General features: G+C 65.4%; 13 protein-coding genes and 2 pseudogenes. 7 read left to right on the plus strand and 8 right to left on the minus strand.

Annotated elements, in window-relative coordinates; genetic code table 11:
- Positions 1 to 69: 69 nt before the first annotated feature.
- The gene (locus HH213_RS08220) at positions 70 to 1,191 is read right to left on the minus strand and encodes a serine hydrolase domain-containing protein (protein ID WP_158288037.1); all 1,122 of its coding nucleotides are present in this window, start codon (positions 1,189 to 1,191) and stop codon (positions 70 to 72) included.
- Between the two features lie 180 nt (positions 1,192 to 1,371).
- Here HH213_RS08220 and HH213_RS08225 point away from each other — a divergent pair, with 180 nt between their 5' ends.
- Complete coding sequence (locus HH213_RS08225) at positions 1,372 to 3,354, plus strand: glycoside hydrolase family 97 protein (protein ID WP_169111926.1); 1,983 nt, start codon at positions 1,372 to 1,374, stop codon at positions 3,352 to 3,354.
- Here the strand turns inward: HH213_RS08225 and HH213_RS08230 are convergent.
- The 5 genes and pseudogenes from HH213_RS08230 to HH213_RS08250 form a co-directional block, all read right to left on the minus strand.
- Complete coding sequence (locus HH213_RS08230) at positions 3,344 to 5,434, minus strand: putative bifunctional diguanylate cyclase/phosphodiesterase (protein ID WP_169111927.1); 2,091 nt, start codon at positions 5,432 to 5,434, stop codon at positions 3,344 to 3,346. The two genes, HH213_RS08225 and HH213_RS08230, sit on opposite strands and share 11 nt — an antisense overlap.
- A gap of 93 nt (positions 5,435 to 5,527) precedes the next feature.
- Positions 5,528 to 7,132 carry an ABC-F family ATP-binding cassette domain-containing protein gene (locus tag HH213_RS08235; protein ID WP_169111928.1) on the minus strand — a complete coding sequence of 535 codons (1,605 nt, stop codon included), beginning with the start codon at positions 7,130 to 7,132 and terminating at the stop codon, positions 5,528 to 5,530.
- Positions 7,133 to 7,252: 120 nt separating this feature from the next.
- Entirely contained in the window at positions 7,253 to 8,056 is an 804-nt protein-coding gene (dkgB, locus tag HH213_RS08240; RefSeq protein WP_169111929.1) for a 2,5-didehydrogluconate reductase DkgB, read from the minus strand.
- Positions 8,053 to 8,460, minus strand: a pseudogene (locus tag HH213_RS08245) (SRPBCC family protein). The gene dkgB and the pseudogene HH213_RS08245 overlap by 4 nt, the downstream one beginning before the upstream one ends.
- Before the next feature lie 2 nt (positions 8,461 to 8,462).
- Positions 8,463 to 9,479: an aldo/keto reductase gene (locus HH213_RS08250; protein WP_169111930.1), complete on the minus strand. Its 1,017-nt coding sequence runs from the start codon at positions 9,477 to 9,479 to the stop codon at positions 8,463 to 8,465.
- Between the two features lie 114 nt (positions 9,480 to 9,593).
- Between HH213_RS08250 and HH213_RS08255 the strand changes: the two genes are divergently transcribed.
- From HH213_RS08255 to HH213_RS08265, 3 genes are read left to right on the plus strand one after another with little or no spacing between them, the layout of a single operon-like run.
- Positions 9,594 to 10,493, plus strand: a complete 900-nt coding sequence (locus HH213_RS08255) for a LysR family transcriptional regulator (RefSeq protein WP_169111931.1) — start codon at positions 9,594 to 9,596, stop codon at positions 10,491 to 10,493.
- Positions 10,494 to 10,539: 46 nt separating this feature from the next.
- Positions 10,540 to 11,556 carry a M14 family zinc carboxypeptidase gene (locus HH213_RS08260; RefSeq protein ID WP_169111932.1) on the plus strand — a complete coding sequence of 339 codons (1,017 nt, stop codon included), beginning with the start codon at positions 10,540 to 10,542 and terminating at the stop codon, positions 11,554 to 11,556.
- Positions 11,553 to 12,368, plus strand: coding sequence for an alpha/beta fold hydrolase (locus HH213_RS08265; RefSeq protein ID WP_169111933.1), 816 nt, complete (start codon positions 11,553 to 11,555; stop codon positions 12,366 to 12,368). The genes HH213_RS08260 and HH213_RS08265 overlap by 4 nt, the downstream gene beginning before the upstream one ends.
- On the opposite strand, the pseudogene HH213_RS08270 reads toward HH213_RS08265, so the two are convergent.
- Positions 12,310 to 13,232, minus strand: a pseudogene (locus HH213_RS08270) (LysR family transcriptional regulator). The gene HH213_RS08265 and the pseudogene HH213_RS08270 overlap by 59 nt on opposite strands.
- 111 nt (positions 13,233 to 13,343) lie before the next feature.
- On the opposite strand from HH213_RS08270, the gene HH213_RS08275 reads away from it, so the two are divergent.
- Genes HH213_RS08275 through HH213_RS08285 form a run of 3 tightly spaced genes read left to right on the plus strand, consistent with a single transcriptional unit; the run spans position 13,344 to position 15,104 of the window.
- A complete protein-coding gene (locus tag HH213_RS08275; protein ID WP_169111935.1) occupies positions 13,344 to 14,093 on the plus strand; it encodes an SDR family oxidoreductase in 750 nt (249 codons plus the stop codon).
- A gap of 3 nt (positions 14,094 to 14,096) precedes the next feature.
- A complete protein-coding gene (locus HH213_RS08280) occupies positions 14,097 to 14,807 on the plus strand; it encodes a pirin family protein (protein WP_169111936.1) in 711 nt (236 codons plus the stop codon).
- Between the two features lie 12 nt (positions 14,808 to 14,819).
- On the plus strand, positions 14,820 to 15,104 hold the full coding sequence (locus HH213_RS08285) for a YkgJ family cysteine cluster protein (protein WP_110845446.1): 285 nt from the start codon (positions 14,820 to 14,822) through the stop codon (positions 15,102 to 15,104).
- On the opposite strand, the gene HH213_RS08290 is transcribed toward HH213_RS08285, so the two are convergent.
- Positions 15,101 to 15,631, minus strand: coding sequence for a GNAT family N-acetyltransferase (locus HH213_RS08290; protein WP_169111937.1), 531 nt, complete (start codon positions 15,629 to 15,631; stop codon positions 15,101 to 15,103). The genes HH213_RS08285 and HH213_RS08290 overlap by 4 nt on opposite strands.
- Positions 15,632 to 15,812: the final 181 nt, after the last annotated feature.

Here is a 15,812-nt window from a genome sequence, read left to right on the forward strand (position 1 = left end):
TGCATGTGCCGGCGGGCGTCGGCAGCGCGCCACAGAGACGCCCACCGACCGCCCACGCCGGCCGCAGCACTACGCGCCCGGCGCCTTGCGGTAACGCATCGGATTAAAGCCGGCATAAGCGGCTTCGGTCAGCGCGCTGGCCAGCAGGCCCAGCTTGCGATGGTCGTAGCTGCTGTTGTTGAACACCACCACGTTGACGTCGTCGGCCAGCACGCGGCGCGCCACCAGGCGGAAGCCGCCATTCGAGCCGTCTTCCCACGCGCACTCGCGCGGCTGGCCGGCGATGCCCGCCAGTTGCGTGCGGCCGCCCAGCGCGTAGTGCTGCTCCTGGCGGTTGACCCGCAGCAGCGTGGCGCGCGAGGCCGGCGTCAGGATGCTGCCGCCCAGCACGCCGTTCATCAGGAACAGCATATCGGTGGCGCTGCTGTAGAAGCCGCCGGCCATGGCCATGTAATCCGGCACCGGGCTGACGTTGCGGGTCCACGGCGGCGTTTGAGCGCCCGGCGTGTAGCCCAGCGCCATGCCGGCCACCTTGTCGGAGTCGCCGCTGAAGATGCCGCTGTTGTGCAGCTGGAGCGGCGCCAGCAGCCAAGCCGACACACACTCGCGGTACGACTGGCCACTGACGTGCTCGACGATCGCCTTGACGATCAGCCAGTTGGAATGCGAATAGTCCCACTCGGTGCCGGGCTTGAAGCGCAACTCGCCGCTGGCGTAGCGGCGCACCGCTTCCATCTGCTCCAGCGGCTGGTCGCGCATTTCCGGGTGCGCCTGGCGCGCCGCCAGGATCTCGTTCGGCACGCCGCTGGTATGGCTCATCAGATGGCGCAGCGTGAGGCGGGCGCCGGTGTCGGCGCGATAGTCCGGCAGATACCGCGTGATCGGCTCGTCCAGCGCCAGCTTGCCCATGTCGACCAGCTTCATCACCACCATGGCGGCCACCCACTTCGACACCGAGCCGGTTTCAAAGCGCGTATTCAACGCCATCGGCGTATTGGTCTGGGGATTGGCGCTGCCGACGGCATTGGTGTACCACACCTCCGGCCCCAGGCTGACCGCCACCGTGCCGTTGAAGTCATAGTAATCGGCCAGCACCGCGTCATAGCGCGCTCCCTGGTCCGAGGCAACAGCGGGCACCACCCGGCCCAGGGCCACCGCCCCGGCCAACGCAAGACATTGACGACGATCCACAGCAAGCTTCTCCTTAAAATCGATCGCAGCAGCGTACCACAATGACGGCGACACCTGGCGGCGGCCGCCAGGCTGTGTTACGCGACGGATGAATAAACAGTCGAACGGTTGGTGAATTTCATAATTGCATCACAACCGCGCTGCTTGCAGAATGGGGTAAAACGACAAGGAGACATTCCCATGACAGATTCCATCCGCGCCGCCAGCCTGCTGGCGCTGGCGGCCTTGGCCACCGCAGGCGCACCCGCCTGGGCAGATACCGTGACGGTCAAGTCGCCCAATGGCCGCAACGCGGTCAGCATCGACAGCGACAAGCTGACCTGGAGCGTCAGCCGCGACGGCAAGCGCCTCATCGAGCCGTCGCCGCTCGGCCTCAACCTCGACATCGGCGCCATCGGCCCCGGCGCCAAATTGCGCGGCCACGCCGAGACCAGCGTCAACGACACCTACGAGATCGTGCTGGGCAAGGCGCGCAGCGCGCCGGACCATTACCATCAATCGACGCTGAGCTTCGCCGGCAAGCCGCAATTTCAGCTGATCGTGCGCGCCTACGACGATGGCGTCGCCGTGCGCTACGTGGTGCCGGAGCAGGCCGGCGTAGCGGGCTTCAAGGTGATGAACGAAGCCACCCAGTTCAACTTCGCCAAAGATTACGACTGCTGGGGCGCCAACATGGGCCGCTTCGACACCAGTTTCGAGGCGGAATACGACCGCACCAAGGCCTCCGGCATCCGCAACTTCCACAACTACATGGCGCCGCTGGTGTGCAAGACCGGCGCCGGCGCCACCACTTTTGCCATCGCCGAATCGGACGTCAAGGACTATCCCGGCTTCTACCTGTCCGGCCGTGGCGATGCGGGCCTGGGCGTGATGGTGACGCTGCCGCCGCGCTTCGACAACAACCGCGACTACCGCTTCCGCAAGACCGTCTCCGCCAGCGTGCAGCTGAAGGGCCAGGGATTCCAGACGCCATGGCGCGTGGTGATGCTGGGCGATACGCCGGGCGACCTCACCGCATCGTCGCTGATTCCAACGCTGGCGGCGCCGTCGCAGATCCAGGACACCAGCTGGATCAAGCCAGCCAAGACCTCGTGGGACTGGTGGAACGACTGGGCCGTCAACGTACCCAACGCCGGGGTCAACACCGACACCTACAAAGCCTTCGTCGACTTTTCCAAGGCGATGAAGCTGGACGATATCCTGATCGACGAAGGCTGGTCGGTGGGCAGCGACGTCGAGCCCAATCCGCAGGCCGACGTCACCCGCGCCAAGCCGTCGCTGGACATGCCGGCGCTGCTGGAATACGCGCAGTCGCAAGGCGTGGGCGTGTGGCTGTGGGTGCAATGGCAGCAGCTGGACAACCAGATGGACGCCGCCTTCCGGCAGTACGCCGCGTGGGGCATCAAGGGCATCAAGGTCGACTTCATGAACCGCAACGACCAGGAGATGGTGGACTGGTACCACAAGGTGCTGAGCAAGGCCGCCGAGCATAAGCTGATGGTCGACCTGCACGGCGCCTATCCACCGAATGGCCTTAACCGCACCTGGCCCAACTACATCACGCAGGAAGGCGTGCTGGGGGCGGAAAACAACAAGTGGAGCGCGCGCATCACCGCCACCCACAACGTCACGCTGCCGTTCACGCGCATGATCCTGGGGCCGATGGATTACACGCCCGGCGGCTTCCACCACGCCACGCCGTCCAGCTTCGCTTCGCGCAACCACGAGCCGCTGGTGATGACCACGCGCGGCCAGGCCATCGCCATGTACGTGGTGTACGACAGCCCGTTCCAGATGGTGTCCGACAGCCCGGCCGCCTACCGCAATGCCGACGGCAGCTGGGCCGATGGCGCCGAATTCATCCAGAACGTGCCGACCAGCTGGGACGAGACCCGCATTATCGCCGGCGACATTGGCGAGTACATCGTCTCGGCCCGCCGCAAGGGCGATGTCTGGTATCTCGGCGCCATGACCAACGAATCCGAACGGACGCTGAAGGTGCCGCTGTCCTTCCTCGGCAAGGGCACGCATAAAGCGCAGCTGCTGCAGGACGGCGCCGACGCCAGCCACCTGGCGGCCAGCGACAGCACGGTGACGGCCACACAAACCATCACGCTGAAGCTGGCGCCATCCGGCGGCGCGGTGGCGGTGATCAAACCCTAGGCGGCGCAAGGAACATCTGCTCGAAGGTGTGTGCATCCACCGCCCGGCTGTAGTAATAACCCTGGCCCTGCACGCACCCCGCATCGGTCAGGAAATCGGCCTCGCGTCCGGTTTCCACGCCCTCGGCCACCGCCGCGATGGCCAGGTTGTCTGCCAGCGCCAGCACCGCCCGCAACAGGGTCTGGCGGCGCGGCGCGGCATGGTCGATGCCGTGCACAAAGCTGCGATCGACCTTGAGCAGGTCGATCGGCAAATCCGCCAGGTAGCTCAGGCTGGAATAGCCGGTGCCGAAGTCGTCGATCGCCAGGGACACGCCGATGCTCTTCAGGCGCTGCAACAGCGCGCTGGCGCCGTTTACGTCGCGCACCAGCGCCGACTCGGTCAGCTCCAGCTGCAGGCAGCCGGGGTCGAGGCCGGCTTCGGCCAGATGGTCGCCGATGTAGCCGGCAAAGTCGCCCTGCCGCATTTCCAGCGCCGACACATTGACCGCCATCGCACCCGGCGTGCGGCCCTCGCGCTGCCAGCGCTTGGCCTGGCTGAGCGCCTGCGTCAGTACCCAGCGGCCCAGCGGCACGATCAACCCCGACTCCTCGGCGCTGCGGATAAAGCGCGCCGGATCGACCCAGCCCCACACCGGATGCTGCCAGCGCAGCAGCGCTTCGCAGCCGCACAGGGCGCCGTCGCTGAGCTGGACCTTGGGCTGGTAGAACAGCTCGAACTGCGTGGTGCCGAGCGCCTGCCGCAGACCGTTTTCCATCTGCCGCCGCTCGATGGCGGTGCTCAGCAAATCCTGATTGAAGAAGCGCCAGACATTGCGGCCGGCCGCCTTGGCGGCGTGCAGCGCGGTGTCGGCATGCCGCAGCAGCACGTCGCCGCTGTCGCCGTCGCCGGGATAGACGGCGATGCCGATGCTGCAGCCGATGTGGATCGGCTCACCGTCCAACTGGTGCGGCAGCGCCACGGCGGCGCTGATGCGCTGCGCCGCCTGGGTGGCGTCGGCGCGGTCGCTGCCGGGCGCCATCAGCACCACGAATTCGTCGCCGCCCTGGCGGCTGATCAGGTCCACCACGCGGAAGCAGCCGCGCAGCCGCGCCGCCACCGACACCAGCAAGGCGTCGCCGGCGGCATGGCCCAGCGTATCGTTGACCAGCTTGAACTTGTCCAGGTCCAGATACATGACCGCCAGCGGCAGACGGTCCGCCTCGGCTTCCTTGAGGATGCGGTTCAGGTGGCGCTGGGCGGCAAAGCGGTTCGGCAACCCGGTCAGGAAATCGTGCCAGGCCAGGTGATCGACCTGGGCTTGCAGCTCGCGCGCATTGGTGATGTCGTGGAACACCATTACCACGCCGCACACGCGGCCGCCGCGGTCGTGGATCGGCGCGGTGGCGTCCTCGATCATCAACTCGCTACCATCCGGACGGATCAAAATGCTGCCGGGCGCGATCCGCACTACCGCGCCGCTGGCCAGCGTCTGTAAGGCCGGGTGCTGCATGTCGGTGCGCGACTTGGGGTCTTGCAGCCGCATCAGTTCGTTGATGGGCTGGCCCATCAGCTGCGCCATCTCCAGCCCCAGCAGACGGCGTCCGGCCAGGTTGCAATAGCTGACCCGGCCCCATTCATCGGTGCTGATGACGGCGTCGGCAATCGACTCCAGCACCAGTCCATCCTGGCCGTGGGCGGTTGCCGGCGACTGGCTGAAGCGCGTGGCCACCACCACCGACTGCAAGATCCGGCGCAACAGTTCGCGCGAGGTGGAGGCGGTGACGATGTAGGTCACCGCGCCCAGCCGCACCGCCTGCTGCGCCTGAGGCAGGCCGGTGTCGGGCGCCAGGATCACCACCGGGATACGGTCGCAGGCGACCGACAGCGCATGCCAGACGTCGCTCACCGGCGTGTCTTGCAACAGGGGATTGACCAGGATAAGGTCGGGCGCCAGCGCGGCAGCGCGGCAGAGGTCGGCCAGGTCGCCGGCAAAGCGCAGCGTGATGACGGCATCATCGGTTGGCGAACTGCCCCGCATCCGTTCCAGCTGCTGGCGCTCGGCTGGGTCGGACGTCACCGCCAGTATATGCATATCCATCGTTTTCCTCGCGTGCTGCCACTACCGAACGACAGTACCATAAGCGGCGGCCAAAGCCGCTGTACGCTAATGAAACGAACCGGCAGTAAGCGCCTACTCACTGACCCGCCAACCGTCGGCGCCGGCCTGCAAACGATGCGTCAGATTCAGCGCCTGCATGAACACCTCGTCATGCGACACCACCAGCAGCGCGCCCTGGTATTGGCGCAGCATGGCTTCCAGCGCGGCCAGCGAATCGAGGTCCAGATGGTTGCTTGGCTCATCCAGCAGCAACAGCTGTGCCGGCGGATGCGCGTACAGTGCGCAGGCCAGCGCCACCTTCAACCGTTCGCCGCCGCTGAGCAGGCCGACCGGCGCTGCCGCCAGTTGCGCATCCAAACCCATTTGCGCAAGATGGGTGCGCAGCGCCGACGCGCCGGCCTCGCGGTTGGCGTCCAGCAGATAGTCGATCGCCGAACGCTGCGGCGCCAGTTGCGTCAATTGCTGATCGAGATAGGCGGCGCGCGCCCGCACCTCGCAGCGGCCGGCCAAAGCTTGCAGCTGGCCCGCCAACAGCTTGAGCAAGGTCGATTTGCCGCAACCGTTCGGCCCCACCACGCCGATGCGCTGCTGGCCGCTGATGGTCAAGCTGATGTGGCGCGTGGCCGGGGGCGCATAGGGCAGCACCACGTCCTTCAGTTCCGCCAGCCGCAAACGGGCAGCCTGCGGTGCGGCCAGTGCATGCATGGCGATGGCGGCGTTGGGCGCGATCTGCTGCGCAGCATCCTTCACCAGCTGCGACAAAGCCTCCTGCTGCGCTGCGTGCTGCTGCCGCAGCTTGCCGGCCGTGCCTTGCGCGCGGTTCTTCTGCCCGCCCAGCAGGATCTTGGCCTGATTGGCGTCGCGTCCATCGCTGGCGCCTTTGGCCAGCCGGCGCTCCTGCTTCTCCTGCTGTTCGCGCATGGCCTGCGTGTCACGCTTGCGTTCCAGCTTGCGTTGGTCCAGCTGGCGTTGCGCGGCCTCGCGTTCCGCTTCCTTGCATTCAGCGTAGAAGGTATAACCGCCGCCGTAGCTGCGCAAGCCCAGTGGCGACAGTTCGACGATGCGCGTCATCTGCTCCAGTAGTTCGCGGTCGTGGCTCACCACCAGCAGGCCATTGGGCCAGCGCTGCAACTGCGCCATCAGCGCCAGTCGGTTGGCGCGGTCGAGGTGATTGCTGGGTTCATCGAGGATCAGGAAAGCGGCGTCGGATAGCCAGGCGGCGATCAGCGACACCCGCATCGCCTCGCCGCCGCTCAGGGAGGCAGCCGGCGTCTCCGGCCGCAGGTGCGGCAAGCCGCTGCGATCAAGTTCGGACTGCAAGCGATCGCGCAGATCCCAGCGTTCGCCGACGGCGTCGAAATCGGCCGGATCGGCGCTGCCGTTTTCGATGCGCTGCAATGCCGCCAGTGTGGCGTCGGCGCCGGCCAGCGTCGCCACCGTGCCATGCTGCGCAATCTGCTGCGACAGATAATGCACCGCGCCGCTGCGCGCGATGCGGCCCGCCGACGGCATCAACTCGCCGGCCAGCAGGCGCGCCAGCACGCTCTTGCCGGCGCCATTGCGGCCCACCAGGCCAGTGCGGCGCTGGTCGAATACTTCGTTCAGGTTCTGGAACAGGATGCGGCCGTCGGCCAGCATGTAGGAGACGCTTTCCAGCGTCAGGCAGGTATTCGTCATGATGATCTTTAATGATGCGTGAAAACCGTCCCGTTGCGGGACACATGGTTAATCAGATAGCTGCATCATTTATTCATCGTACGAATACCTCATCAGTGAAGAGCGCCTACTATAGCATGCTCAGTCCCAGGCTGGCGCCAGGCCTTGAGGGCTGGTCAGGCGTTCGTTGCGCTCCAGCGCCGCGATCTGCGCCATATCGTCGCCGCTCAGTTTCAGGTCCAGCGCTTTCAGGTTGCTGTCCAAATTGGCGCGCTTGGTCGACGATGGAATCACCGCATAACCCAGCTGCATCGCCCAGGCCAGCACCACCTGCGCCGGCGTGGCGTTGTGACGCGCAGCGATCTGCTGGATCACCGCGTCGCCCAGCACTTTGCCGTAGGCTAGCGTCATGTAGGACGTGATGTGAATTCCATGCTCGCGCGCGAACTCCACTACCTTGCGGTTTTGCAGATACGGATGCAGCTCGACCTGGTTGGTGGCAATCGCCGGCGCGCCGACTGCATCAATCGCCTGATGCATCAGCGCCACCGTAAAGTTGGAGACGCCGATCTGGCGCGTCAACCCTAGCGCCCTGGCTTCCGCCAGCGCCGCCATGAATTCCGCCACCGGCACCTCGCCGCCCGGCGATGGCCAGTGGATCAGGGTCAGGTCAACGTAGTCGGTGCGCAGCTTGGCCAGGCTCTCTTTCAGGCTTGGAATCAGCTTCTCCTTCGACAGGTTGGCGATCCAGATCTTGGTGGTGATGAACAGCTCCGAACGCGGCACGCCGCTGGCCGCAATCGCCGCGCCGACTTCCGCCTCGTTACCGTAGATTTGCGCGGTATCGATGACGCGGTAGCCGGCTTCCAGGCCGTTGCGCACCGAATCGATCACCACCTCGCCCTGCAGACGGAAAGTACCAATACCTAATTGTGGAATGCTCATACTTGCTCCTTGAGTGCTTGCAGACCATCGGTATAAATACCGTGGAACAGCTGCGTGATTTCTTGTTCGCTGACGCCCACCGGCGTAAAGCTGCCGGACCACTCGACCACCGAGGCGGCATCGCCCTACGGCGTTACACGCAGCGTCGCCAGGTAATCCGTGGCCGGGAACGGCGCCTTCAGGATCGAATAGCTGTAGTAGCGTTCCTTGTCGTTGAACGTCTCAAGACGTTCGACAATCGCTTCACCTGCCGGATTGGCCAGGGTGCGCACGCGGCCACCCTCGCTCAATTCGCTGTGCGGGATGTACGGCAGCCAATCGGGCAGCGCATTGAAGCCGCCGATCAGTTGCCACACACGGTCCGCAGCCACAGGAAGCGTGATACTGGCGATGGTGCTGGCCATGATTACGCCTTCTCGCCAGGCAGCGGCGCGTCGGCGGCCACCAGGTTTTGCGCGCGCATCTCCTGCCAGAACGCCGCTGGAATGACTTCGTTCAGCGCCGCGTGATCTTCAGTGATGCGTTCCGGACGGCTGGCGCCGGGAATCACCGCCGCCACCGCAGGATGGGCCAGTGAGAACTGCAACGCCGCCGCTTTCACGCTGACGCCATGCTTCTGCGCGATGGCCTTGATGCGTTCCACCTTGGCGATGATGTCGGCCGGCGCCTTCTGGTATTCAAAGTGCGCGCCGCCGGCCAGGATGCCCGAGCTGTATGGGCCGCCGACCACGATGTCGACGCCGCGTTTGAGCGCCGCCGGCAAGGCGCGTTGCAGCGCGCGTTCGTGATCCAGCAGCGTATAGCGGCCGGCCAGCAGCGTGGCGTTGGGCTGCGGCTCGTTCAGGTCCAGCAGCAGTTCCAGCGCTTCCACGCGGTTGACGCCCAGGCCCCAGGCCTTGATCACACCTTCGTTGCGCAGGCGGTCCAGCACACGGAAGGCGCCGGTGCGAGCGATCTCGAATTGACCGATCCATTCATCGCCGTAGAAGTCTTGCGCCACGTCGTGGACGTAGACGATGTCCAGGTGATCGGTCTTCAGGCGTTTCAGGCTGTCTTCGATCGAGCGCAGCGTGGCGTCGGCGCTGTAGTCGTTGACGATTTTGTTCGGACGGCCAAACTCGAACACGCCGCCTTTTTCGCCCATGTCGCGCTGCGACGGATCTTCGATTTCATCGAGGATCAGGCGGCCCACCTTGGTGGCCAATACATAGTCGTCGCGATTACGCTTGGCCAGCGCCTCGCCCAGACGCAGCTCAGCCAGGCCGGCGCCGTACAGCGGCGCGGTATCGAAATGGCGGATGCCCTGTTCCCAGGCCGCATCCACCGTGGCCAGCGCCTCGGCCTCTGGAATGTTGCGGAACATATTACCCAGCGGCGCGGTGCCGAAGCCCAGTTTGCCATTCAGTTTTTGACGGATACTCATCTTGATTCCTTGAGGTGATGAAGACAGTGATGAAGAAAGTGAAGCAAGTTTAGATTGACTACATCAGACTGTCCAAGACATAATTTGCACAAGTTAAGTCTCCAAAGGTCTGATATGTTAGACATTCGCCAACTCCAATACTTCGTCACTGTGGCCGAGGAAGAGCACGTGGGGCGCGCCGCTGAAAAGCTGCACATCTCGCAATCGCCGCTGAGCCGGCAGATCGCCCAGCTGGAAGAAAAGCTGGGCCTGACGCTGTTCGAGCGCAGCCAGCAGCGCATCCGCCTGACACGCGACGGCCGCACCTTCCTGGCCGAGACCCAGGCTTTCCTGACCCACGCCTCGCGACTGGAGGGACTGGCCAGGCGCCTCGGGCGCGGCGACGAAGGTGGCCTGTGCATCGGCTACATCGAAAACGCCATGCACGCTGGCGTGCTACCCGCCGGCCTGCGCGACCTGCGCGCCTCGCGTCCGCACGTGCACGTGGCGCTATATAGCCTGCACTCGTCGGAGCAGCTGGAAGGCCTGCGCCAGCGAAGCCTGGACATCGCGCTGATCTGCGATCCGCCGGCCATCGACGACCCCGATCTGGAAAGCGTGAAGGTGCTGAGCGACCCGATGATGCTGGCCCTGCCCGAAGGCCATCCGCTGTGCGACATCGCCGCCTTGCAGCCGGCCGACCTGGCCGGCCAGGAATTCATCGTGGTGCGCCATCAGGAAACCGGCGACCATCACCACCAGTTTGTGGCCGCCTGCGTGCGCTCCGGCTTCACGCCCAACATCAAGATGGAAGCCAGCGAACCGACCACCGCGCTCGGTCTGGTGGCGGCGGGACTGGGCATCGCGCTGGTGCAGCAAGGCATGCGCCACCAGGCGCCGCCCGGCGTGGTGATGCGCGAGCTGCCATGGTTCACCTACCACGCGGCGGTGTGGGCGGCGTGGCACCGCATCAACCTGCGGCCGCTGGTCGCCACCTTCCGCGAAACACTGCTGGCACTGGCGACGAAAGGCTAGCAATATCGGCTACACTGGCAGTCATATCTTTTTTGCGCCGTCCCGTATGCCTGAGAAGAACCTGCCCGAACTGATCACCCTGAAACGTCTGATCGACGAAGGCGGGAAGCATCTGGAAGTCGCTACCTCGTGCACCGTGGCGATGGACGGCCGCCAGTTCCCGGTCTACACCATCGCGATCGGCAATCCCAGTCCGGACGTGCCGGCGCTGGGCTTCTTCGGCGGCATCCACGGACTGGAACGGATCGGCACCCAGGTGGTGCTGTCGTTCCTCGAAAGCCTGCTGGCGCGGCTGCGCTGGGACAGCACGCTGCACCAGCAACTGGAATCGATGCGGCTGGTGTTCATGCCGCTGGTGAATCCAGGCGGCATGTGGCAGGCCACGCGCTGCAATCCGCAAGGTGTGGACCTGATGCGCAACGCGCCCTTGAGCGCGGTCGAGAAAGTGCCGTTCATGCTGGGCGGGCAGCGCTACAGCCACCACCTGCCGTGGTACCGCGGCGCCGAGGGCGCGCCGATGGAGCCGGAAAGCCAGGCCGTGTGCGACCTGGTGGAACGCGAACTGCTGACCCGCCAGTTCAGCATGGCGCTCGATTGCCACTCCGGCTTCGGCCTGCGCGACCGCGTGTGGTTCCCACATGCGCACACCGCCACGCCGATTCCTCACCTGGCCGACATCGGCGCGCTGGAACAGCTGTTCAGCCAGAGCTACCCGAATCACAACTACGTGTTCGAACCGCAGAGCCGCCAGTACCGCACCCACGGCGACCTGTGGGACTACCTGTACCTCAACGGCACCAGCTACAGCGAGCGCGTATTCCTGCCGCTCACGCTGGAGATGGGCTCGTGGCTGTGGGTGAAAAAAAATCCGCGCCAGATCTTCGACCGCATCGCCATGTTCAACCCCACCGCGCGGCACCGCCTGCAGCGCGTGCTGCGGCGTCACCTGATCCTGTTCGACTTCCTGATGCGCGCGGCGAACAGCCACGGACGCTGGCTGCCCGAAGGCATGGCGCGCACCATCCAGCACCGCCGCGCGCTGACCCAGTGGTATCACACATGAGCCACTGGGTTCTGCTGCGCGGCCTGATGCGCGAACAGCGCCACTGGGGACGCTTTCCCGGCCAGCTGGCGCAGGTGCTGCCGGACGCCAGCATCACCACGCCCGATCTGCCGGGCAATGGCAAGCATCACGCCCGGCACAGCGCCACCAGCGTGGCCGAGATGGTGGAATTCTGCCGCGCCGACCTGCACGCGCGCGGCGTGCCGGCGCCGTGGTCGCTGCTGGCGCTGTCGCTGGGCGGCATGGTGGCGGTGGAGTGGGCCAGCCGCTACCCGCAGGAAATCGCGCGCTGTGTGCTGATCAACACCAGCATGCGTCCGTACAGCCGCTTCCACCAGCGCCTGCGCTGGCAGAACTATCCGTCGATTCTGAAGCTGATGCTGAAGGGCGGCGTGGAAAACCAGGAACGCCTGATCCTGCGCCTGACCAGCCGCGAAGGCGACAGCGAACAGCGCGACGGCTTGCTGAAACGCTGGCTGGAATACCAGCGCGAATATCCCGTCACGCGCGCCAACGCCCTGCGCCAGCTGTGGTCCGCCGCCCGCTTCCGCGCGCCGGCCACGCGGCCGACGGCGCCGCTGCTGGTGTTAAGCAGCGGCGGCGATCAACTGGTCGATCCGCGCTGCTCGGCCAACCTGGCCAATGCCTGGCAAGCCGCCCACGCCATCCACCCTACCGCCGGTCACGACCTGCCGCTGGACGCCGGCGAGTGGGTGGCGCAGACCGTTGCGAACTGGCTCAAAGCCGCTCAAGCTAGCGACGCTCCGTCAGCTGCCAATCCGGCGCCGACAGCCGGTCGGCGAGAAAGTTAGCCAGCGCCTCCACCTTGGCCGGCTTGGCGCGCGCCGATGGCCGCACGAAATACACGCCGCCGGTGGCCATCGCCCAATCGGTCAACAACGGCTGCAGCTGGCCGCTGCGCACATGGTCGGCCGCCATAAATTCCGGCAGTTCGCAGATGGCCAGTCCCGCCAGTGCCGCCGGCACCAGCGCATCCGCATTGTTCACCCGCAGCGGACCGTTTGGGACGATACTGACTTCCTCGCCATCCTTGCTGGTGAAGCGCCAGGACGCGCTGCGCGCGCGGTAGGTATAGGCCATGCAGGCATGCGCGCCAAGTTCCGACGGGTGCGCCGGCTCGCCGTGCCGCGCCAGGTAGGAAGGCGCCGCCAGCAGCACCTGCGACACGGAACACAGCTTACGCGCCACCAGCGCGGAATCCGGCAGCACGGCGATGCGGAGCGCGGCGTCGAAGCCTTCGCCGACCAGATCGACCGCCGCGTCGGACAGGTGCAAGTCCACCGACACTTCCGGATACAGCGCAAAAAACTCCGGCAACAGCGGCGCCACCCAGCGCAGGCCGAACGACATCGGCGCGGCGAACTTGATCAGGCCACGTGGCTGCACGGACAGCTCGCGTGCCGCACCTTCGGTCGCCTCGGCATCGCGATAAATGCGCGTGGCGCTCTCCGCCACCGTCTGCCCGAACCCGGTCAGCGCCAGCTGGCGCGAACTGCGGTTGAGCAGGCGCGCGCCGAGCCGCTCCTCCAGCCGGGTGACGCCGCGCGACACGGTGGCCACCGACACCCCAGCGTGCGCGCCGCCGCCGCGAACGAGCCCTCCTCGGCCACCTTGGCGAACATCGCCAGTCCTTCAAAATCTGGAATTTTTGACATCACCATTTTTGCAAAGATAGTTTGCGATTGCTTCTATTTTAAAACAATCCGACCCTGCGTACCATGTCAACATCGAGCAGCATTTCTCAACCAAGACAAGGAAACGACATCATGAAACTCGCAAACAAAATCGCACTGGTTACCGGCGGCACCACTGGCATCGGCTTCGCCACCGCGCAACGTTTCGCCGCCGAAGGCGCCACCGTGATCATCACCGGCCGCCGCGAAGCGGAACTGGCCGCCGCTGCCGAAGCGATCGGCCACGGCGCCAGCGGCCTGCGCATCGACTCCACCAACCTGGCCGACCTGGACCGCCTGTACGCCACCATCCAGCAACGCCACGGCCGCCTGGACGTGCTGTTCGCCAACGCCGGCGGCGGTTCGATGCTGCCGCTGGGCGCCATCACCGAGGAACACTATGACGATACCTTCGACCGTAACGTCAAGGGTTTGCTGTTCACGGTGCAGAAAGCCATCCCGCTGCTGTCGCAAGGCGCGTCGGTGATCCTGACCGGCTCCACCGCCGCCAACATGGGCACGCCGGCCTTCAGCGTGTATGCCGCGTCGAAAGCTGCGGTGCGCTCGTTCGCCCGCAACTGGATCCTCGACCTGAAAGACCGCGGCGTGCGCGTCAACACCATCGTTCCCGGTCCGGTGCGCACGCCCGGCCTGGTAGAGCTGGCAGGTCCCGACGCGGCACAGCAGCAAGGCCTGCTGGACTACCTGGCGACGCAGGTCCCGATCGGTCGCGTGGGCGAGGCCAGCGAAATCGCCAGCGCCGTCACCTTCCTCGCCTCCGACGACGCCAGCTTCGTCAACGGCAGCGAGCTGTTTGTCGACGGTGGCCAGGCGCAGGTGTAAGCCATGATCACACCGCGTCCCTACGCTACGCTGGCCGGCCGCGACGCCGGCTGGCTCAAGGCCCGGCTGCACTTCCGCTTTGCCGGCATGGGCAAGCCCGAATACGGCCCGGTCGGTCCGCTGCACGTCTGGAACGACGACCAATTCGCGCCGGATTCGGGTTTTCCGATGCACGGGCACCGCGACGTCGAAATCATCACCTATGTGCGGCGTGGCGCCATCACGCATGCGGACAGCCTGGGCAATCGGAGCCGCATCGCCGCCGGTGACGTGCAGGTGATGAGCGCCGGCGACGGCATCGTCCATTCGGAACATAACCACGAGGCCGATCCGACCTTGCTATACCAGATCTGGCTGACACCGCGCACCACCGGCGGCGCGCCGTCATGGCAAACCCGGCGCTTTCCGCCGGCCGACCGCAACGGCAAGCTGATCGTGCTGGCCAGCGGCGATGCGGAAGATCAGCAGCAAGGCGCGCTGCCGCTGAAGGCCGATGCCCGTCTGCTGGTGGCCAGCCTGCGCGCCGGCGATCGCCTCACGCACGCAGTGGACGGCGATGCTTATCTGGTGGCGGTGGATGGCAGTTTGCAGGTCAACGAGGAGCAACTGGCGGCGCGCGACGGCGCCGCGATTACCGGCGAAACCATGTTGTACCTGCATGCGCTGGAGGACACGGAAGTGCTGTTGATCGAGGCGCCGCGCAAAACCGCGTAAAATAGCGGCCCTATGCAAATCACGTCCGCCCTGGAGTGCCGGCCCAATTGCGGCGCCTGCTGCACCGCCCCCTCCATCACCAGCCCTCTGCCCGGCATGCCGAATGGTAAACCGGCAGGCGTGCGCTGCGTGCAACTGGCGGACGATAACCGCTGTCTGGTGTTCGGCCGTCCCGAACGGCCGGCCTTCTGCGCCGGCCTGCAACCCGCCGCCGACATGTGCGGCGCCAGCCGCGAGCATGCCATCCTGTGGCTGGACGAACTGGAACGCGCTACCGCGCCAGCGCTGGCTGATTAACCATCAACCGGCTGCGCCGGCGTATCCAGGATCAGTTGGTAGAAAGCCAGGTCCAGCCAGTTGCCGAATTTGAAGCCGACTTGCGGCAGGGTGCCGACGTGCCTGAAACCGAGCCCTTCGTGCAGCTTGATGCTGCCGGCGTTGGCGGCGTCGATGCCGCCCATCATGGCGTGCAGGTTGGCAGCGCGCGCGACGGCGATCAGTTCCTGCATCAGCTGCTTGCCCAGCCCCTTGCCGCGATGGTCCTTGTGGATGTACACCGAATGCTCCACCGTGTACTTAAACGCCGGGAAGGCGCGGAAGGTGCCGTAGCTGCCGAAACCGGCCAGCACGCCGTGTTCATCCTCGATGCCGATCACCGGGAATCCGCCATTGCGCTTGGTGTCAAACCAGGTGGCCATCACCGCCGGCGTGCGCGGCTTGTATTCGTACAGCGCGGTGGAGTTCAGGATAGCGTCGTTGAAGATGTCCAGGATGGCGTCTGCGTGCCGCTCGAAACTGCACTGCACGACGATGTGCTTGCTCATGAAATAGCTCTCGGTGGTGGAAGGATGAATTTCCACTATACTGGAAATGCCATCCACCATACAAGAGAAACGTCACTGGCGCAGCGCCATTTGCGACAGCAGGCTAACCAGCTCGCGCTTGAAGCGCATCAGTAATTCGGGTTGTGTCATGGCTATCTCCTACAAGAAAAACTTGTTCATG

The sequence above is a fragment of the Duganella dendranthematis genome, assembly GCF_012849375.1.
Lineage (GTDB): Bacteria > Pseudomonadota > Gammaproteobacteria > Burkholderiales > Burkholderiaceae_D > Rugamonas > Rugamonas dendranthematis.